The sequence below is a fragment of the Streptomyces sp. NBC_00038 genome, assembly GCF_026343635.1.
Taxonomy (GTDB): Bacteria; Actinomycetota; Actinomycetes; order Streptomycetales; family Streptomycetaceae; genus Streptomyces.
In genome coordinates this window covers 4,185,696-4,203,605 of the sequence record NZ_JAPELQ010000001.1, presented here as the reverse complement: position 1 = coordinate 4,203,605, position 17,910 = coordinate 4,185,696, and the positions used below count along the sequence as shown (strand labels likewise).

The 17,910-nt window shown below is 66.7% G+C and carries 20 protein-coding genes; 16 read left to right on the top strand and 4 right to left on the bottom strand.

Annotated elements, in window-relative coordinates:
• Window positions 1-247: 247 nt before the first annotated feature.
• Together OG219_RS19105 and OG219_RS19100 are read left to right on the top strand one after the other, a co-directional pair.
• Window positions 248-904: a hypothetical protein gene (locus OG219_RS19105; RefSeq protein WP_266828124.1), complete on the top strand. Its 657-nt coding sequence runs from the start codon at window positions 248-250 to the stop codon at window positions 902-904.
• Window positions 892-1,941, top strand: a complete 1,050-nt coding sequence (locus OG219_RS19100; RefSeq protein ID WP_266828122.1) for a hypothetical protein — start codon at window positions 892-894, stop codon at window positions 1,939-1,941. The genes OG219_RS19105 and OG219_RS19100 overlap by 13 nt, the downstream gene beginning before the upstream one ends.
• A gap of 47 nt (window positions 1,942-1,988) precedes the next feature.
• Here OG219_RS19100 and OG219_RS19095 read toward each other — a convergent pair whose 3' ends face one another.
• Window positions 1,989-2,654: a hypothetical protein gene (locus tag OG219_RS19095; protein WP_266828121.1), complete on the bottom strand. Its 666-nt coding sequence runs from the start codon at window positions 2,652-2,654 to the stop codon at window positions 1,989-1,991.
• Window positions 2,655-3,337: 683 nt separating this feature from the next.
• On the opposite strand from OG219_RS19095, the gene OG219_RS19090 reads away from it, so the two are divergent.
• The 7 genes from OG219_RS19090 to OG219_RS19060 all read left to right on the top strand — a co-directional run bounded on the left by OG219_RS19090 (window position 3,338) and on the right by OG219_RS19060 (window position 8,816).
• Entirely contained in the window at window positions 3,338-3,994 is a 657-nt protein-coding gene (locus OG219_RS19090) for a hypothetical protein (RefSeq protein WP_266828119.1), read from the top strand.
• Window positions 3,982-5,034, top strand: a complete 1,053-nt coding sequence (locus tag OG219_RS19085; RefSeq protein ID WP_266828117.1) for a hypothetical protein — start codon at window positions 3,982-3,984, stop codon at window positions 5,032-5,034. The genes OG219_RS19090 and OG219_RS19085 overlap by 13 nt, the downstream gene beginning before the upstream one ends.
• Window positions 5,035-5,077: 43 nt before the next feature.
• Entirely contained in the window at window positions 5,078-5,395 is a 318-nt protein-coding gene (locus tag OG219_RS19080; protein WP_266828116.1) for a hypothetical protein, read from the top strand.
• Window positions 5,392-6,756 (top strand): hypothetical protein, encoded by a 1,365-nt coding sequence (locus OG219_RS19075; RefSeq protein ID WP_266828115.1) that lies wholly within the window; start codon window positions 5,392-5,394, stop codon window positions 6,754-6,756. Before OG219_RS19080 ends, OG219_RS19075 begins: the two co-directional genes overlap by 4 nt.
• A 93-nt stretch (window positions 6,757-6,849) precedes the next feature.
• A complete protein-coding gene (locus tag OG219_RS19070) occupies window positions 6,850-7,461 on the top strand; it encodes a hypothetical protein (RefSeq protein ID WP_266828114.1) in 612 nt (203 codons plus the stop codon).
• A gap of 46 nt (window positions 7,462-7,507) precedes the next feature.
• Complete coding sequence (locus OG219_RS19065) at window positions 7,508-8,194, top strand: hypothetical protein (protein ID WP_266828113.1); 687 nt, start codon at window positions 7,508-7,510, stop codon at window positions 8,192-8,194.
• A 94-nt stretch (window positions 8,195-8,288) separates the two neighbouring features.
• Window positions 8,289-8,816, top strand: a complete 528-nt coding sequence (locus OG219_RS19060) for a hypothetical protein (protein WP_266828111.1) — start codon at window positions 8,289-8,291, stop codon at window positions 8,814-8,816.
• Window positions 8,817-8,922: 106 nt separating this feature from the next.
• Here the strand turns inward: OG219_RS19060 and OG219_RS19055 are convergent, their stop codons facing one another.
• The gene (locus tag OG219_RS19055) at window positions 8,923-9,696 is read right to left on the bottom strand and encodes a methyltransferase domain-containing protein (RefSeq protein WP_266828109.1); all 774 of its coding nucleotides are present in this window, start codon (window positions 9,694-9,696) and stop codon (window positions 8,923-8,925) included.
• 270 nt (window positions 9,697-9,966) lie between these two features.
• Here OG219_RS19055 and OG219_RS19050 point away from each other — a divergent pair, with 270 nt between their 5' ends.
• Window positions 9,967-10,947, top strand: coding sequence for an ADP-ribosylation family protein (locus tag OG219_RS19050; RefSeq protein WP_266828107.1), 981 nt, complete (start codon window positions 9,967-9,969; stop codon window positions 10,945-10,947).
• A 47-nt stretch (window positions 10,948-10,994) separates the two neighbouring features.
• Here the strand turns inward: OG219_RS19050 and OG219_RS19045 are convergent, their stop codons facing one another.
• Entirely contained in the window at window positions 10,995-11,546 is a 552-nt protein-coding gene (locus OG219_RS19045) for a hypothetical protein (RefSeq protein ID WP_266828105.1), read from the bottom strand.
• Between the two features lie 244 nt (window positions 11,547-11,790).
• Here OG219_RS19045 and OG219_RS19040 point away from each other — a divergent pair, with 244 nt between their 5' ends.
• The 3 genes from OG219_RS19040 (at window position 11,791) to OG219_RS19030 (ending at window position 15,021) form a co-directional block, all read left to right on the top strand.
• Complete coding sequence (locus OG219_RS19040; RefSeq protein WP_266828089.1) at window positions 11,791-12,141, top strand: nuclear transport factor 2 family protein; 351 nt, start codon at window positions 11,791-11,793, stop codon at window positions 12,139-12,141.
• Between the two features lie 191 nt (window positions 12,142-12,332).
• Window positions 12,333-13,736, top strand: a complete 1,404-nt coding sequence (locus OG219_RS19035) for a NarK/NasA family nitrate transporter (RefSeq protein WP_266828088.1) — start codon at window positions 12,333-12,335, stop codon at window positions 13,734-13,736.
• Between the two features lie 124 nt (window positions 13,737-13,860).
• The gene (locus OG219_RS19030) at window positions 13,861-15,021 is read left to right on the top strand and encodes a uroporphyrinogen-III synthase (RefSeq protein WP_266828087.1); all 1,161 of its coding nucleotides are present in this window, start codon (window positions 13,861-13,863) and stop codon (window positions 15,019-15,021) included.
• Here OG219_RS19030 and OG219_RS19025 read toward each other — a convergent pair.
• Complete coding sequence (locus OG219_RS19025; protein WP_266828086.1) at window positions 14,970-15,527, bottom strand: DUF1772 domain-containing protein; 558 nt, start codon at window positions 15,525-15,527, stop codon at window positions 14,970-14,972. The two genes, OG219_RS19030 and OG219_RS19025, sit on opposite strands and share 52 nt — an antisense overlap.
• 191 nt (window positions 15,528-15,718) lie before the next feature.
• On the opposite strand from OG219_RS19025, the gene OG219_RS19020 reads away from it, so the two are divergent.
• From OG219_RS19020 to OG219_RS19010, 3 genes are all read left to right on the top strand, one after another.
• Entirely contained in the window at window positions 15,719-16,306 is a 588-nt protein-coding gene (locus tag OG219_RS19020) for an ABATE domain-containing protein (RefSeq protein WP_266828085.1), read from the top strand.
• 191 nt (window positions 16,307-16,497) lie between these two features.
• Entirely contained in the window at window positions 16,498-17,073 is a 576-nt protein-coding gene (locus OG219_RS19015; RefSeq protein ID WP_266460930.1) for a sigma-70 family RNA polymerase sigma factor, read from the top strand.
• A 38-nt stretch (window positions 17,074-17,111) separates the two neighbouring features.
• On the top strand, window positions 17,112-17,888 hold the full coding sequence (locus tag OG219_RS19010; RefSeq protein WP_266828084.1) for a zf-HC2 domain-containing protein: 777 nt from the start codon (window positions 17,112-17,114) through the stop codon (window positions 17,886-17,888).
• The last annotated feature ends 22 nt before the right edge of the window (window positions 17,889-17,910 follow it).

Here is a 17,910-nt window from a genome sequence, read left to right as displayed (position 1 = left end):
TGCGTACGCACCCGCATACGTGAGGGATCCGGTGTTGGTGGTCCCGGCTTTGCAGGGGCCAACGTGGTGACGGATTCAGACCATCAAGATCACTGAATCGAAGGTTCCGCACCGCGAATTAGCCATGTTCTGTAGGCGTATGCCTGACTTGACTTCCCCTTGGAAGCAATTCGCTCTGGTGTCACCACATACGCCCCCGATACCGTGTGGCTGCCCTCCCGAACCCCAGGCCGCACAGGAGTCCGTTGTGAACCGCCGTCCCAGCCTGCTCGCCACGGCCGCCCTCGGTGCGGCCACGGCTGTCCTTCTGACTGGCTGTGGGGGAGGTGACGGTGACTCTGCGGGGAATGACAAGATCGCCGGGGCCGATACGGGAAGCGAGACGTCGGCGTCGCCAAGTGCCTCCGCTTCGGCGGCCGCCGACCGGCCGAAGGTCGAGTTGCCGTCGGACGTCACGGACAAGTACGAGGACTGGAAGACCGGCGACGACGCCAAGGACGCGGTCCTGGCGGACACCGCCGGGCGCATCGACGCCACGAACTACGCCATCCTGCAGGGCGATACAGGTGCGCCCGGCCTTTCCTTCTACTACCGGGACACGGCGTTGAGCGACGCGGTGGAGTGGGTACAGGCGTACGTGGACTCCAACTTGTCCTTCACCGGCACGACTCGTTACTACGCCCCCAAAGTCACCCTGTCCGGTGCGAAGTCGGCGGATGTCGTCTACTGCGCTGACGAGAGCAAGGGGTTCAACAAGAACCGCAAGACGAACAAGGTCGACAAGACGGCCTCGGACGAAAGCCCGTACGTGCTGTACAACACGCGCCTTGAGAAGAACGGACAGGGCGTGTGGCAAGCAACGAACCTGATCTCGAAACGGGGAGACAAAACATGCGCCGCCTGAGCGGACGGGGGCGCACCTTGGCCCTGAGTGCGATGGTTGCCGTCTGCGTCGCCGGGTTGCCCGGCACCGCTGTGGCGTACGGGCCGGGCGACGGCCAGGGATCCGACACCACGGGCCCTTCCGGCAACGCCGATGGCAAGGGCAATATCTCGGCGACTGCGGGCGCTGTCGTCTTCGACCGCTCGAAGAATGGCTCGGGCGAGTCCGCGGGTCCGGTGGCGTCCACCACCAGCACGTGGACCCCGCCTGCTTGTTACTACGCCCCGATGTATTCGCCGGCCCAGTTGCAGGCGGAGTTGGAGCCGGTCTGGGAGGCGGAGTCGACGGGTTATGAGTGGGACGCCTCGCAGCGCAAGCGCTATGTCGACGGTGAGCCGTACACGGACTTCAACAAGGACAAGGCCGGCAAGGGGTATTGGTGGTCGGGGTATGTCGCGGAGGGGCGTGCGGGTGATCCGGGCGCGCTCGACTGTGACAAGCCCTACTTCTGGGTAGACACGGGCGAACCCCCGCCGGCGGACATCCCGGAGGCGATTACGCCCGAGATTCTGGCGCAGTTGGCGTATGCGGAGATCCGTGTGCCGTCGACCAAGGTGGATCTGGCTCCGGCCGGTACGACGAAGGTGAATCTGCCGACGTGGGCGTGGCTGGACACGGCGGAGTTCAAGCCAGTGTCGGTCACGGCGTCGGTTCCGTTGCTCGGTGTCGAGGCGACGACTGTCGCGGAGCCGGTCTCGGTGAAGATCGAGCCGGGCACGGGCGACGCCACGACGTACCCGGCCTCCGGTGTCTGCGAGATCAGCAACAACGGTCAGATCGGTGAGGCGTACGCGGCGGGTAAGTCGGACGAGACTCCGCCGTGTGGAGTGAAGTACCTGCGGTCCTCGGGCGAGGACTCGTACAAGCTCAGGGCGACGATCACGTGGAAGATTCACTGGACGGGCACGGGCGTGAACCAGCCAGTGGGCCTGCCGGACGGCGCGTTCGGGGCGGAGCAGGACGTCATTGTGCAGGAGATTCAGGCCGTGAACCGCTGACCGACCGGGGCACGGGCCGCCGTCAAGTTGGCGCCCGGCTCCCTGTCTCAGGCGTCGGGTTCCTCCTGGCCGCCGGTGTCGAGGAGTTCCTCCAGCCGGCGGGCGTACGCCCGGAAGCCTGCTCTGCCGCTCTCCGGCGCGCTCGATTCCGGGCGAAGAATGCTCGGAAGGCAAGCGACCCTCCAGGTCCTGAAGACGCCCGTCGGAGTGGTTCGCCCCGTCCCGTCCGCCAGGTCGACCGCAATCCCGAGGATTTCGGCAACCGCCCCCGCTCCCTGTCGTGCCTCGGTTCCTGCGGCGAGGGCCCCGTTGATCAGCGCTTGCAGGAACTGCGTGAGCTGGAGGTCAGCCCCCATGTGGCACATGCGGCGTACTGTCCGGGGTTCTTCGAGTTCTTCGCGGCGTTCCGGGACCCCTTCGACACCACCGGACCAGAGGAGCAGGAAGGGGGCGATCACCTCGTGATCGCGAAACCGGCCCAGCTCGTCGAGGATCGCCATGGACGCGTCGCTGAAGCCGCAGACGGTGCGGATACCGCTCAGTAGGCGATCCACCTCGTTCTGCCGAGGTGCCAGAAAGTCTCCCATCGACACGTCAGGGAGCGTCCAGGTACCGGTGGCTTGCACGGCCCCGATCTCCATGATGCCGCCGAGCGGGCCGAAGATCTCGCGAGCGAGACTCGCCTCCGGAATGGGGATGACTTGTCCTGGCACTTTCACTTGCCTCGCAGGTTCTTGGCGAGCGACCGCACACGGTCCGGATCCCCCGGCGTCGGATCCTTGTCCAGGTCCAGGACATGCCAGTCACTCGGCCGATTCCCCGCCACGCCGCAACCCCCGTCACGCCCGCCTCACCAATAACCGTACGCGGGTGCGAAGTTACTAGGTGCTTGCCGGAGGAGGGAAGGACCGCCAGTGAGCTGAGCGCGGGTCCTGAGCGCGCGCATGAGTTTGCGCAGGCTGTCGAGGCGCAGGTGGACGGCGGCGGGATCGGGCTGCGGGTTACGTGGACGTAGTTGGCGACCTTGGCGGTGCAACTACATTTCTGCGTCGAGGAATTCGCGGCCGACGCCGGCGTCCAGGACGGCAGTGCCGAGTTGGGTACGGGGCGGGGGCGCGAGCCAAAGGTGCGGGGGACTGGGTTGGTCGCAAGCGGGACGGGTGGCGATCGCCGAGCTTTGGATAGCGCTCGGCGGTCTTTGCGGTGGCCAACGTGGTGACGCTTTCCGACGTCCAACATCACTCAATCGAAGGTTCCGGGCCGTCGGTTAGGAGTGATACATGGCGATATTCCCGACCTGCGCGCCCTGTTGACGTAATTCGCTCTGGTGTCGCCACACGCGCCCCCGATACCGTGTGGCTGCCCTCCCGAACCCCACGCCGCACAGGAGTCTGCCGTGAACCGCCGTCCCAGTCTGCTTGCCACTGCCGCCCTTTGCGCGGCCACGGCCGTCCTTCTGACTGGCTGTGGGGGCGGTGACGGTGACTCCACGGGCAACGACAAGATCGCCGGGGCCGATACGGGGAGTGAGACGTCGGCGTCGCCAAGTGCCTCCGCCTCGGCAGCCGCCGACCGGCCGAAGGTCGAGCTGCCGTCGGATCTGACGTACACCTTCGACTGGCCCAAGACCGGCGACGAGAACAAGGATGCGGTCCTGAGCGACAGCGAGCAGTCCATCAAGGCGGTGGACCTCGCCATCGCGAACCAGGACGCCCTCGACAAGGCATACCTCTTCTACTACGAGGGGGAGGCGGCAGCGAACACACAGACGTTCATCGAGGCGTATGTCGAGGCCAAAGCGCGCACGACTGGTGCCTATCGCTACTACGACGCGGTGGTCAACGTCAGCGACTCCGACAGTGCGTCGCTTGTGTATTGCGAGGATCAGGGCAAGGCGTACGACATGTACCTGGAGACGAAGAAGGTCGACAAGACTGCCGTCACCAAGAACAGCTACGTGCTCTACAACACTCAGCTGCACAAGAACGCCGACGGCGTCTGGGTCATCGAGAAGCTTCTTTCCCAGAGGGGGAGTGCCAAGTGCCAGCCCTGAGCGCCGGTTCACGAATCTTGATCGCTTCTCTGCTGCTCGGCTCGGTCGTCATGGGCACTGCTCCCGCCATGGCTGACAACGGCATCGGTGGTGGCGCCCAGGCGCCTCCTCCCAGCGGGAGTGCATCCGGCGACTCTGATGGCGAGGGCAATATCTCGGCGACTGCGGGTGCTGTTGTCTTCGACCGTTCGAAGAATGGTTCGGGTGAGTCGGCGGGTCCGGTGGCGTCCAGCACCAGCACGTGGACCCCGCCTGCTTGCTATTACGCGCCCATGTATTCGCCGGCTCAGTTGCAGGAGCATTTGGAGCCGATCTGGGAGGCGGGGTCGACTGGCTACGAGTGGGATGCCTCGCAGCGTAAGCGCTATGTCGACGGTGAGCCGTACAAGGACTTCAACAAGGACAAGGCCGGCAAGGGCTATTGGTGGTCCGGGTATGTAGCGGAGGGGCGCGCGGGTGAGCCGGGCGCGCTGGACTGTGACAAGCCGTATTTCTGGGTGGACACGGGGGAACCTCCGCCGGCGGATATCCCGGAAGCGATCACGCCCGAGATCCTGGCGCAGTTGGCGTACGCCGAGATCCGTGTGCCGTCGACCAAGGTGGATCTGGCTCCGGCCGGTACGACGAAGGTGAATCTGCCGACGTGGGCGTGGCTGGACACGGCGGAGTTCAAGCCGGTGTCGGTCACGGCGTCCGTTCCGTTGCTCGGGGTCGAGGCGACGACCGTCGCGGAGCCGGTCTCCGTGAAGATCGAGCCGGGCACGGGCGACGCCACGACGTACCCGGCCTCCGGAGTCTGCGAGATCAACAACGGCAAGATCGGCGAGGCGTACGCCGCGGGCAAGTCGGACGAGACCCCGCCGTGCGGAGTGAAGTACCTGCGGTCCTCGGGCGACGACTCGTACAAGCTCAGGGCGACCATCACCTGGAAGATTCACTGGACCGGTACCGGCGTGAACGAGCCAGTGGGCCTGCCGGACGGCGCGTTCGGGGCGGAGCAGGACGTCATTGTGCAGGAGATTCAGGCCGTCAACCGCTGACGCTGGGGCAACCGGCGTACGAAGAGAATCCGGGAAGAGACGCGTGGCGGATCGGCTGGCCGTCGACGGCGATGAGTTGGCGCACTTCATGAAGATGCTCAGGAAATCGACCGACTCACTGAAAGGCATGCGTAGGGCGTTGGAAGACGCGACCGTCACCGGTCTCGGTACCGACGATCTCGACCGCGCCTGCGAGGACTTTCAGGATGACTGGAAGTACGGAGCCGATCAGATCGGTGAGCAGACCGAAGATCTGGCCAAGATCATCGGAAAGAGCAGGGACAGCTACCGCGAGGTCGACAAGGCCTTGGAGGAAGCGCTCAAGAAACCCGGCGAGGGCAAGAGCAGGGGTTCGAAGTGACGCACTCGTCTGGTGCTGGGGATTCGGGAGCCGCCCTCGACCCGCAGTCCCGAGCCGACCTGGGTAAACCCCAGGGACTCAAGTCCGCGCCGCACATCCCGAACCCTGATTACCCGAACCTGGGCTTCAACCCTGTGCCGGGCAGTACCGAGACAGTGAGCGGCCTGCACAAGAAGCTTGCCGGGTGCGCCAAGGTTCTGGAAGAGACGCATGAACTTGTCACCAAGCTGATGGACGGCAGCTATTGGGAGGGTGACGCGGCTGTCGCCTTCCGCGAGCAGCTCGACGGTGGTCCGCTGCCGTTGAACTTGAAGAACGCCGCTCACTCCATTCGCAAGGCGGCCAAGCAACTCGATCGCTGGGACGGCGAGTTGGAAGACTTCCAGCGCCGGGCGAAGCGTCTTGAGGAAGACGCGAAGGACGCGCAGGCCGCCGTGGACCGGGCGCAGGGCCACGCCAGCAAGGCAGGAGACAGTCCTGACCTGGACAAGAAGGGCGCCAAGCACGACGACGCACAGCAGGCTATGACCCAGGCGAACACGGCGGTGGACGACGCCGAGGACGAACTGGAGAAGATCCGGGGGAGAGCCCGGAAGCTCGCGGAGGAGCACGAGCATCAGGCTCAGTACCGGGCGGGCAAGATCCGTGACGCCACGAAGAAGCTGGCGCCGCATGAGCCGGGATGGTTCGACTCGGCGCTCGACTGGCTTGGCGAGAATCTGCCGGACATCCTCAGTTTTGTGGCAGGTGCCATCGGCCTGGCAGCGCTCATCCTCGCCGGGCCGCTGGGATGGGGCATCGCGGCGGTGGCGGCTCTGATGCTGACAGCATCGGCGATCAGTTTGACGGCGTTCGTATTGCGCATCTCGGATCCGGAGGTGCGAGCATCCCTGTGGGACGGCTTCACCAAAGGCGAGTTGGATGCCGATTTCTGGAGTAACGCGGTCTCAAGTGGAGCTGACCTGGCGGGATCTCTGCCGGGGATCGGGGCAATCGGCAAGGGGGCCTTTACAGGCGTCCGGGCCATTACCCAAAGTACCGCGACACTGAGCATTGGCCAGAAGATGGCCATGTACGGCACGAAGACCATGGATGAGGCGCGGGCCATCACCCGCCTGGATAACCCGCTGGTTGGATGGATGGTGCGAGGCGTCAGCGCCAGTAGCCACGCGGCGGCAATCAAGAATGTAACCGTTACCTCAGGCCTGACCGGCGCGGTAACAGGCGGGTTCGGCCTGTACGACAGTCTGGTGGACGCTGATGACGACGGCATCAAGGACGGTACAGTCGCCGGGATCGATGGTACGCGGCTTGTTCTCGACAATGGTGGGTTCTTCAAGCTCCTCGGCCATGTCTTCTGACCCTTCCCACACGGAGAGAGAACGCCTGTGAATCCCGCCGACTACCCCACCGCATGGGAGCACCCGCCCACCCGCCGGGCTTGGGCAGGGCACATGGCCATGAATGCTCTCGGCTTGGTCGGCTGGATCGGCGGCTGGATCGCGCTGCTCGGCGTCTCTACCTACACCCCTAACTGGGTTGTATGGATCTTCATGCCCTACTTCCTCTACGGGGCGTATCGGGCAGTCATCCAAGTGCGCTATTTCCCACTGGCCTTTCACATGCTGCGAGTCCTGCGAACCTATCCCTGGCAGTTGCTCTCCGGCCTATCTCGCGGCCTGGACCAGCACCCAGATGCGGAAAACGATGGTATTTGGATCGAACTACCCAACCCTGATGAACGATCGAAGGCGATTCCGCTCGTCTTCGTCAAGCATCACCGCGCCTATTGGTGGATGAAGCGCATCGGAGGCCCTCGTACCGAGCCCGCGCTCAAGGCCCAACTGGAGCCGCTCTGGTTCGCCGGGGACCCTCGATTTGTCGGTGTTGTCGCAGCGTCGGCCAGAGGCGCCGCCGCACCCCGGAGATTGCACTTCCTCTATCAACCCTCCGCCTTCTACAAGGCTGTTGCTCGTAGGCACTGGGAGGACGTCAGTCCAGTCCATCTCGACCGAGCTCGCCGCGCCGGGGCATTGCTCTTCGACGCTGTCCCGAGATCCCGTTAACGCCCTGCGTTTCGCTAGCGCTCTCTGCCATCGACGGACAGGACCCATGAACACCCCCGTCATCATCCTCCACGAGTCCGTCGAAGACCCCGGCGCGGAGGCTTGGTTTGCCGAACCACCTGGCTTCACCGCCCTCCCCCTCGATGCTCTGTTGTCCGAGCCCGATTCTCCGGCGGCCGGGGAACTGCGCTCCGCCCTGGCTCCGTTCCTCGACTCGGCGCCTGACGAGATGGCCCGCCAGCAGTTCATTGCCGAGTTCACGCAGGGCCAGCAGTTGCTCGGAGCCATGCGCGAGGTCGGCACGGTGCACTGCTCGATCGGTCTGCACCGCGACGACTTGGACGACACGGGCACGAGTAGCGGTCAGCCGCTGTTCTCCCTCTTCACCCTCTCCTGGCGAGACACGGCCGTGGCCCCAAGGGCCGTCACCGCCGCACGCGCCGTGACCTCCGCCGCGGGCCACACCCACATTGAGTACCTCGAACTGCCTTGCGGCCCGGCCACCCTCAGCGAGACCGTGCGCACAGCCTCCGCCGACAGCGGCCTCCCGCGGCTTCCGCTCCTCCAGATCCACGCCCACCTGCCACACACGGACTGCAAGCGCCTGATCGTCCTCACACTGAGCACCACGGCCGTGGTCCGTCGTGAGGAATACCGTGCGGTCCTCCAACAGATTGCCGAAACGGTCAGTTTCGAGAGTCCCCTGGAGTCAGACGCAAGTAATGCAAGCTGACTGGGAGGAGAGGACTCCGTCGACCGAGAGGACGGCACGAAGCGACGGAGATTCGCCAGTTCATGGCCTGTGGGGTGTGGCTAGGTTGAGCAGCATGAACATGCAGGGGCGGGGCTATCGCTATGTGGGGCCTGCCGACTTGAGGGCACTGGTCCGGCCGGGAGGCGAGGGCCGGAGCATGCTCTCGGCGGCTGATTTCGACGAGTGGGTCTTGGGGAGGACCACGGAGGAACTCGCAGAGCCGTTCACCTTTGTCGTCGACGCTGCCCGAGTCCTACGGCTGGCGCCGCGCCGGAGTGAACACGTGGCGTGTGCCGGCGGAGAGGCGGTACTGAGCGCCGGCGAAGTGAGCTTCCGCCGGGAGTTCGGGCGGTGGTTGGTCGACGAGATCAGCAATCAGTCGACTGGCTATTGCCCGGAAATCAGCTCGTGGCCGGCCGTCGCGGTTGCTCTGGACCGAGCTGGGATCGTTCGTCCGTTGGGCTTCACCCACGAGGTGGCGTTCCGACGCTGCCCGTCGTGCCGGCAACTCAACATCGTTCGGGAGGAGAACTTCGTCTGCGTCTTCTGCGACGAGTCTCTCCCGCTGGAATGGAATGTGGACGGCGCGGGCGGCGTGTGATCGGTAGCTGGTCGGGCGCCGCCTCTCGGTGGCCAGAACCTTGACGTGGCCCCGGAAGGCGGCTGGATCTGGGCCCATTCAGCTCTGCCTGCTCCCGTTGCTCTTGTCAGCGGGAGCAGATCACGCTGACGAGGGTGAAGGAAGCGAAGAACGGGCCTTCGGAGAGCGAGGCGAACCACTGGCGGCCGCGTGCTTCGTCGATGTGACCATCCGCGATGGCTTGCTGCATGTTGCGGCCAAGCCCCAGGGTGTGGTCCGCGTCCTGGAAGTCGAGGAAGAGCGGAGTCGTGGCGGTCACCGTCTCGACGGTGAAGCCTGCCTGATCGGCATGACGGGCGAGGCTGCGGCCGATGGTGGCGTGACGGATACATTCTGATGTGGTGTAACGCGTGAAGGCGCGGCTTGTGCCGAGATCCTCCGCATCAACGATCAGGGTGTCCCAGTCCGGCTCGGCAAGACCGATCCGTGCCCCTGGCCGGGTGGCCAGGTGGAGTTGTGCCAACACGTCGGCGGGTTCGGTGACATGCATGAGAACGCGATCGATTTTGGCTCGGTCGACTGTGCCGGGCTCGACAGGGAGGGAGTGGGCGTCACCCGCGCGGATCTCCACCGAAGGCAGGCCGCTCGTGCGTCGGCGTGCCTCGGCGAGCATTGCCGGGTCACGGTCCACGCCGATCACTGCGCCGCTCGCGCCGACGCGTTCCGCCAGCGCCGGCAGGTCAGTACCAGGGCCGCATCCCAGATCGAGTGCGGTCTGCCCTGCGTGTATGTCCAGCAGTTCCAGTAACTCCTGCTTGTAGCTGCGGCCGGCGGCACTGGCTGCGGTTCGCAACATATAGGCAGCTGGGTTGGGATGGGATGCGCCGAGAGTCGTTGACATGCGGGCGAGTGAAACACCCTGGATGGCGGCCGCGCCACTCGGTGAGAGGAGCATCCAGGAACGGGAGGGCGTCTCCTGCAAGGCGCGCTCCGTGTCGGCACAACAGGTACCAGTGCTCAACCCCGTACACGCGAAGTTGCCCATCTCAGCCCCACAGCTCGGCGAAGCAACGGGGCACGCAGGTCGCCAAGTCGGCCGTGTTGTCGGTTCGGTAGCCTCGGCCTTCGTAGCAGTGGTCATGTGTGCGCCATGAAACCCGGGGGTCTTTCGATGCAGGGGAAGAAGACCGAGAGCCTCGCCGGCCGGGTCGGCACCGAAGAGCGCTTCCTGCGGGACTGGGGTTTCGAACTACCGGAGTCGATCTTTCGGTTCTGGGCGTTTCTGGAGTCCTTGGGGCCGGTCGAACAGCAGGCGCTCCGGGACTTGGACGTGTCGCCCGTCGGCATCATGGACTTGTTCGCCGACGCAGGACTGCGGCCGTGCGAGGGGATCGACGTACGGGTGCACGGTCGCTACTACCGTGACCCGCCCGAGTTTCTGACCTTTATGCACGGCGGCTCAGACGGCCTCCACCACGGGCTGTGGTTCGACGACGGCCGCACCTGCAGTGGGGTCGCTTCGTACTACAACAACGATGGCGGTGGAATCGACACCCGTTCGGGAACTCCGCTGGAGGCGCTGCGCGCGATCCTCGAACGCTGCTGGCGGGACCTCGATGACGACGGCATGCAGGACGAGGAGACAGCCGCGCGCCGGTCCCGCCTGGGTCTGCTGCGCGATGCGCTGACCGTCCACGAGACCGGGGGCCGGCCCGAGGCGGGCATCGCCTATTCCATGGCCTACGACGCGATCGTCCCGCCCGTGGACCTCGGCCGGCTCACCACGCTGGACGGCGCGGGCGCACTCGTGACGGGCGGAACCGCGCTGGACCGCCCTGCCCACGGTCAGGCGGACGAGTACAAGTTCGCGACGTACATGTATGCCCTGTTCGAGGATCCCGCGGCGCTGCAGGCGAGCGTGCAGGACGCCCGCGGCCGGTGTTCGGCAGGCGATCCGGCGGAGGCCCTGGTCCTGGGCCGCGACCTGCACTGGGCGTCACATGGTGACCCGGTCCGCGAGACACTCGCGAACGAACTCCTCGTGATGGCCTATCGCGCGCTGGACCGCCCCTCGCTGGCGGAGATTGCCGACGCCCACCACCGCCACCGTTCCCTGCCGCGCGTAACCGTCCTGGAGACGAAGAAGGCGTAGCAGCCGCATGGACGGACTTGCAGGATCGAGTCGCTCCTCGTGCCCACTCAGTTTGCCTTTTTGCTCGACGCGAACCGACTTCTCACGCCCTCAAGGCCGAATCGCTCCCAGGGGAGCAGCGCCAGAGGAACCCACCCGAAGCCGACTGCGAAGACGCCGGCGAGGACAACGAGGCCCTCGGGGAGGATCCAGCCGAGCTGGGCGACGACTACGGACACGACCACCAGATAGATGCCGAAGAGAAGGACACCGAGCATCTTGCGGGAAGCCTCGATGGGGCGAAGCCTCGGCTTCTCACCAGTCCCGTTCTCATCAGTCCCGCCAAAGAGCCCCAATATGGTCAGCGGCAGGAACCCTCCGACCATGGCACCAAACCCAACCCCACCGATCACCAGGGCGATACGTCCGTCTTCCGGGATCGCGGGCGACAGGAACGACTCGTCCGCCAACTTGAGAGTCAGGTAGACCCCCGCGAAAGCGCCGAGGATCGTGCTCGCCAGGACGAGGATCAATCCGGCCGCGAAAGCGATATTTCCGGCCGTCGAGCGTTGAGGTTTCCGAGCCGTCTCGGGTCGGCCTGCCCGTGATCCAGCGGACATGAAAACTCTCCCTTTCCTGTGCCTCGGCTTCAATTGGCAGCTTGGTTCCAGCAGGCGCGAGGCGGCGCCCGTTGCTTGCCGGGTCGGAGGGCCCGTCGCGTGGGACGAGTCTGCCAATTGGTCAGGCGCTACGCCCGGACGGGGTCGAGCGATGACCGGGTTCCGCCGCGTCTCCCTGCCGGAGTCCGCGAAACGCGGATATACCGTGGCGGAACAGGACCAGTCGTCCGACCGAGGAGTCCGAATGGTCAACAGTCCTACAGCTGTCGTCGAAGCGGCGTTCCGGTACTACAGGTCACAGGACCGCGACGCGGCCTTCGTTCTCTACGCCGATGATTTCTCGTTCACGAGCCCGCGGGACGATCACATCGACAAGGCAGCATTCTTCGAGCTGTGTTTCCCGACCGCCGACCGGTTCAAGGAGCAGCGGTTGCTGCACGTCACCCCCGCGGACGAAGAGCTCGTCCTCGTCCACTACGAGTACGAGCTCACGACGGGCGGCAGGTATCGCAACGTCGAGGCGATCACTGTCCGGGACGGGCTCATCCAGGAGGTGCAGGTCTTCTTCGGTGGCGAAGTCGGCGGCGAAGCATGACGAGCAAGACGAGCGCGGACGGCAACCCGCACGCCAATCCATACGCCAACCTCACCACCGCCCCACCCCCAGAGTGAGAGCAACGTTCCATTCCGGTCACCCACAGCCACAGGCCGGAAACGCGCCCTCCCTACCTTCGGTTCTCATCCCCCCAGTACCAGACCTGAGCACCGGAGAACCGTGGAGGCGTCATGACAGCCCCAGCCGCAAGCCCGGGCCCCCCGCCCGCAGCCCCCGCACAGAGCAGGGGAGGCCGCTGGATCGACGAGTGGGATCCCGAGGACGAGGCCTTCTGGAACGAGGGCGGCGAGAAGGTCGCCCACCGTAACCTCTTCTTCTCCGTGCTCTCCGAGCACATCGGGTTCTCGATCTGGACCCTGTGGTCGGTGATGGTGCTCTTCATGGGGCCGGAGTACGGGCTCACCCCGGCCGACAAGTTCTTCATCGTGTCGATGGCGACGCTGGTCGGCGCGATTGTGCGCGTCCCCTACACCTTCGCCGTCGCCCGCTTCGGTGGCCGGAACTGGACGATCATCGCCGCGAGCATGCTGCTCGTACCGACCATCGCCGCGTTCGTGGTGATGGAGCCGGGCACGTCGTTCGGGACCTTCCTGGTCTGCGCGATGCTCGCCGGCGTCGGAGGCGGGAACTTCGCCTCCTCCATGACCAACATCAACTCGTTCTTCCCGCTGCGGAAGAAGGGCTGGGCCCTCGGGCTCAACGCCGGCGGCGGCAACATCGGCGTGCCGGTCGTGCAGCTCGTGGGGCTGGCCGTCATCGGGGCGAGTGGTGGGCCCAGGGTCCTGCTCGGCATCTACATCCCGCTCATCGTCCTCGCCACCGTCCTCGGCGCCCGCTACATGGACAACATCTCGTCCGTGAAGAACGACACCGGGGCCGCCAAGGAGGCCGTGAAGGACGCCCACACCTGGATCATGTCCTTCCTCTACATCGGGACGTTCGGGTCCTTCATCGGATACAGCTTCGCGTTCGGCCTGGTGCTTCAGACGCAGTTCGGGCGTACGCCGCTGGAGTCCGCGTACGTCACCTTCATCGGGCCGCTGCTCGGGTCCCTGATCCGTCCCGTCGGCGGCTGGCTCGCCGACCGCTACGGCGGCGCGAAGATCACCCTGTGGAACTTCGTCGGAATGGGCGCCGCGACCGCGGTCATCATCGTCGCCTCGATGGAGGAGTCGCTGGCCCTGTTCACCACCGCGTTCATCGTGCTGTTCGTGCTGACGGGGCTCGGCAACGGGTCGACGTACAAGATGATCCCCGGCATCTTCCAGGCCAAGGCCGTGGCCAAGGGACTGAGCGGAGAGGAAGCGGCCGCCTACGGGCGCCGGCTCTCCGGCGCCTCCATGGGGCTCATCGGAGCGGTGGGCGCGCTCGGCGGGCTCGGGATCAACCTCGCCTTCCGGCAGTCCTTCCTGAGCGTCGGCTCCGGCACCGGTGCCTTCGTGGGCTTCCTCGCCTTCTACGCGCTCTGCTTCGCGGTCACTTGGGCCGTATACCTTCGCCGCCCGGCCGCCGCCAAGGAGGCCTCGGCACCGGCCACGGAGGAGAAGCTGCAGCTCAGCTACGCCGAGGTGTGACGTAACACGGGCGACATGCGGATGATCCGGGCCTGTCACGGGGCGTTGACAGGCTCGGTCAGCCGTAAGGCCAGCCCTGAGTGCACGACGACTCGAGTGCAGGACGAGAGCCGGGACGACCCTCATGTACGACGAACAGCAGCGACCAGAATCCCTGCCGCACGGGCCCCTCGCGGGGTTCACCGTAGGCGTGACCGCCGCCCGCCGCGCCGACGAACTCGGGGCGCTGCTCCAGCGGCGCGGCGCCTCGGTCGTGCACGCGCCGGCCCTGCGCATCGTGCCGCTCGCCGACGACAGCGAACTGCTGGTCGCCACCAAGGAGCTGATCGACGAGGCCCCGGACGTCGTGGTGGCCACGACCGCCATCGGGTTCCGGGGGTGGGTCGAGGCCGCCGACGGGTGGGGGATCGGGGAGGAACTGCTCGCACGGCTGCGCGGCGTCGAACTGCTCGCCCGCGGCCCCAAGGTCAAGGGCGCGATACGGGCCCAGGGGCTGACCGAGGAGTGGTCCCCCTCCTCCGAATCCATGGCCGAAGTGCTCGACCGGCTCCTTGAGGAGGGCGTCGAGGGGCGCCGTATCGCCCTCCAGCTGCACGGGGAGCCGCTGCCCGGTTTCGTGGAGTCGCTGCGGGCCGCCGGAGCCGACGTGGTCGTCGTCCCCGTCTACCGCTGGATGCCGCCCGAGGACATCGCCCCCGTCGACCGGATGCTCGACGCGGCCATCACCCGCGGCCTGGACGCGATCACCTTCACCAGCGCGCCCGCCGCCGCGTCCCTGCTGACCAGGGCGGAGAAGCGCGGGCTGCTGCCCGAGCTGCTCGCCGCCCTGCACCACGACGTACTGCCCGTCTGCGTCGGCCCGGTCACCGCGCTGCCGTTGCAGGCCCACGGCATCGACACGGTCCAGCCGGAGCGCTTCCGGCTCGGCCCCCTCGTACAGGTGCTGTGCCAGGAACTCCCCGGCCGGGCCCGTACGCTACCCATCGCCGGCCACCGGGTCGAGATCCGCGGCCACGCCGTGGTGGTCGACGACCGGCTGCGGCCCGTACCGCCCGCCGGGATGTCGCTGCTGCGCGCCCTGTCCCGGCGGCCCGGCTGGGTGGTGGCCCGGGCCGAGCTGCTGCGCGCGCTGCCGGGTGCCGGACGGGACGAGCACGCCGTCGAGACGGCAATGGCCCGGCTGCGTACGGCACTTGGCACCCCCAAGCTCATCCAGACGGTGGTCAAGCGCGGCTACCGGCTGGCGCTCGACCCGGCCGCGGACTCCAAGTACGCCGACGCGTGAGGCCCGCGGTACAGCAGCAGGGCACGCGCCAGGCAGGCCAGCGCGAGCGTCGACAGCAGCGCCCGTACGACGTTCCAGGCCACCCACGGGTCCTCGAACTCCTCGCGTACGGCGGCCGGATCGGCGATCTTCGCGGGGTCACCGGCGTCCGCGAGCTCGTTGTTGAGCGGGATGTTCGCGGCGACGGTGACGAAGAACGCGAGCGCGTACGCGATGAGGGCCGCGAACACCCACCAGCGGTGGGGCGACCTGCGTGACTGCCAGGCGGCGACCGCCGCGAGGAGCAGGGCGCCCATGAAGCTCAGGAAGAAGACCGGGTTCTGGATCTGGTCGTCGATGTTCTGCATGACCTCGATGAAGACGCGGTCGTCGCTGCGGGACAGCGACGGCATGATGTTGCAGGCGTAGATGTAGAAGACCCCGGCGATCAGGCCCATCGCGACCGTGGCCGCAACCAGTACACCTCCGGCGGTGGTCCGCCGCCCCGTGCTGTTGTTGTCCGTCATGGGAACCAGTCAACCGGCGCTCCGGCGCGGGTGACATGGCCGAGCCGCGCGGTCCCATAAGCGGACGTCCAGGGCGCGGGCGGCAGGAAGTCTTCCGGCGGGGGGTGCGCGCGTGCACTGTAGGGGGTACCTACTCCCTAAAAGCTCCCCCTGAAGGCTCCTGGCGGTAACCCCTAGGCGGTGACAGGCACATGGCATCGGGTATGGCCACGGCCTCGTACGAGCTGCGATTCGACTCCGGGCGGATCTGCCTGGACCTGCTGGCGACCACCCACCCCGAGGAACGGCTCGACTCGGTGGACCACCTGCGCGCCTGGATCGCCCGCTCCGGGCTCGTCCCCGCGGGCACGCCCCTGGCGGGCGCCGACCCCTCGTGGCTCGTGGGGTTCCGCGAACTGCGCGGGCACGTCGACCGGTTGGTGCGCGGCGAGCTCGACGCCCGGCCCGCCGACGCGGCGCTCGCCCGCGTCAACGCGGCCGCCCTCGCCGCGCCGCCCGCGCCCTGGGCCGTACGTGCGGACGACGGCTCCCTGCGCGGCCGGCTGCACGCGCCGCCGGGCTGCGCCGAGTTGCTCTCCCTGATCGGCCGGGACGCCCTCGAACTCCTCACCGACCCGGCGGCGCGGGCGAGTCTGCGCCAGTGCGAGGGCGACAACTGTCCGATCGTCTATCTCGACACATCCAGGGGCCGGCGCAGAAGATGGTGCTCCAGTGAGGTGTGCGGCAACCGGGAGCGGGTGGCCCGGCACCGGCGGCGGGCGGCACTCGCCCGCGCGTGAACCTCCACGAGCGGTCACTTCCAACTGCTGGCAGTGATCACGAAATTGCAAAGGGTGATCTTGTAACCGTCTTCACATCCTGCCCAAGAAATATGTGCGACCCCTTTGAACACGCGCGCACCGAGATCCGTACCCCGTGGTGAGCGACCGACTGGGGGACCCCGGTCGAATCGGGGACACCGGAGGTAGGCGTGCGCAAGGATTCCGCCGTGGCTGATGAACGCCCGCCAAGGGCACGACATCGCGCGTCTCAGTCCTCGGAGCCTGACGAGGAACTGATGCGTGCGCTGTACAGAGAACACGCGGGACCCCTGCTTGCCTATGTGCTGCGGCTGGTCGCGGGCGACCGGCAACGTGCCGAGGACGTCGTACAGGAAACCCTCATCCGTGCCTGGAAGAATGCCGGGCAGCTCAATCGAGCAACCGGTTCGGTACGACCCTGGCTGGTGACGGTGGCACGGCGCATCGTCATCGACGGACACCGCAGTCGGCAGGCCCGGCCGCAGGAGGTGGACCCGTCACCGCTGGAGGTCATCCCCGCGGAGGACGAGATCGACAAGGCGTTGTGGCTGATGACACTGTCGGACGCGCTGGACGACCTGACCCCTGCTCACAGGGAAGTCTTGGTCGAAACATACTTTAAGGGGCGTACGGTCAATGAGGCGGCCGAGACGCTCGGCATCCCCAGCGGCACCGTGCGCTCACGGGTGTTCTACGCCCTGCGGTCGATGAAGCTGGCTCTGGAGGAGCGGGGGGTGACGGCATGAACACATACGGGGGATACGGAACGGGTGGTCCGGGAGCCATGCAGAGTCCACAGGGGCAGCAGGGTCCCGGTGACATTCACGAGACTGTCGGCGCGTACGCCCTCGGGATTCTCGACGACGCCGAGGCAACCGCTTTCGAAGGCCATCTCGCCACCTGCGAGTGGTGCGCCCAGCAGCTCGACGAGCTCGCCGGGATGGAGCCGATGCTCGCCGCGCTCGCGGATCTGCCCGCCTCGATGGGCACCCCTGCGATCGGCGAGTCGCTGTCCGCACGCCCGAGCCCACAGCTCGCGGAGCGGCTGGTCGACGAGGTGTCCGAGCGGCGCGCCCAGAAGCGCCGGCGGAGCTTCTACATGGTGGCGGCCGCGGCCGCGCTGATCGTCGGCGGCCCGCTGACCGTGATGGCGGTCGGCGGCAACGAGGGCACTACGACGCCCTCGGCACACGCCACCAGTCCGGCCAAGGCGGCCTTCGAGGTCATGACCGACAAGGTCACGGCCACGGACGCGAGCACCAAGGTCACCGCCGTCGTGGCCATGGAGCCCAAGGCCTGGGGCACCCACGCCGTACTGGAGCTCAAGAACGTCGCGGGCCCGGAGAAGTGCTCACTGATCGCGGTCGGAAAGAACGGCGAGCGCGAGACGGTGACCTCCTGGTCGGTCCCGACTTGGGGCTACGGCCTTCCGAACGCCAAGACGGACGAGGCGAAAGCCCCCCTCTACGTCCACGGCGGCGCGGCCTTCACCCCCAACGAGATCGACCACTTCGAGGTCATGACCTTCGACGGGAAGCAGCTCGTGGAAGTCGACGCGTAAGCGGGCGCGTAACTCGTGTCAG

Bases quoted from the DNA above. Each gene is read 5' to 3' on its own strand.
- OG219_RS19100 (WP_266828122.1), top strand. From the start codon at position 892: ATGCGCCGCCTGAGCGGACGGGGGCGCACCTTGGCCCTGAGTGCGATG.
- OG219_RS19070 (WP_266828114.1), top strand. From the start codon at position 6,850: ATGGCCATGAATGCTCTCGGCTTGGTCGGCTGGATCGGCGGCTGGATC.
- OG219_RS19065 (WP_266828113.1), top strand. From the start codon at position 7,508: ATGAACACCCCCGTCATCATCCTCCACGAGTCCGTCGAAGACCCCGGC.
- OG219_RS19060 (WP_266828111.1), top strand. From the start codon at position 8,289: ATGAACATGCAGGGGCGGGGCTATCGCTATGTGGGGCCTGCCGACTTG.
- OG219_RS19055 (WP_266828109.1), bottom strand. From the start codon at position 9,696: ATGTCAACGACTCTCGGCGCATCCCATCCCAACCCAGCTGCCTATATG.
- OG219_RS19050 (WP_266828107.1), top strand. From the start codon at position 9,967: ATGCAGGGGAAGAAGACCGAGAGCCTCGCCGGCCGGGTCGGCACCGAA.
- OG219_RS19045 (WP_266828105.1), bottom strand. From the start codon at position 11,546: ATGTCCGCTGGATCACGGGCAGGCCGACCCGAGACGGCTCGGAAACCT.
- OG219_RS19040 (WP_266828089.1), top strand. From the start codon at position 11,791: ATGGTCAACAGTCCTACAGCTGTCGTCGAAGCGGCGTTCCGGTACTAC.
- OG219_RS19035 (WP_266828088.1), top strand. From the start codon at position 12,333: ATGACAGCCCCAGCCGCAAGCCCGGGCCCCCCGCCCGCAGCCCCCGCA.
- OG219_RS19030 (WP_266828087.1), top strand. From the start codon at position 13,861: ATGTACGACGAACAGCAGCGACCAGAATCCCTGCCGCACGGGCCCCTC.
- OG219_RS19025 (WP_266828086.1), bottom strand. From the start codon at position 15,527: ATGACGGACAACAACAGCACGGGGCGGCGGACCACCGCCGGAGGTGTA.
- OG219_RS19020 (WP_266828085.1), top strand. From the start codon at position 15,719: ATGGCATCGGGTATGGCCACGGCCTCGTACGAGCTGCGATTCGACTCC.
- OG219_RS19010 (WP_266828084.1), top strand. From the start codon at position 17,112: ATGCAGAGTCCACAGGGGCAGCAGGGTCCCGGTGACATTCACGAGACT.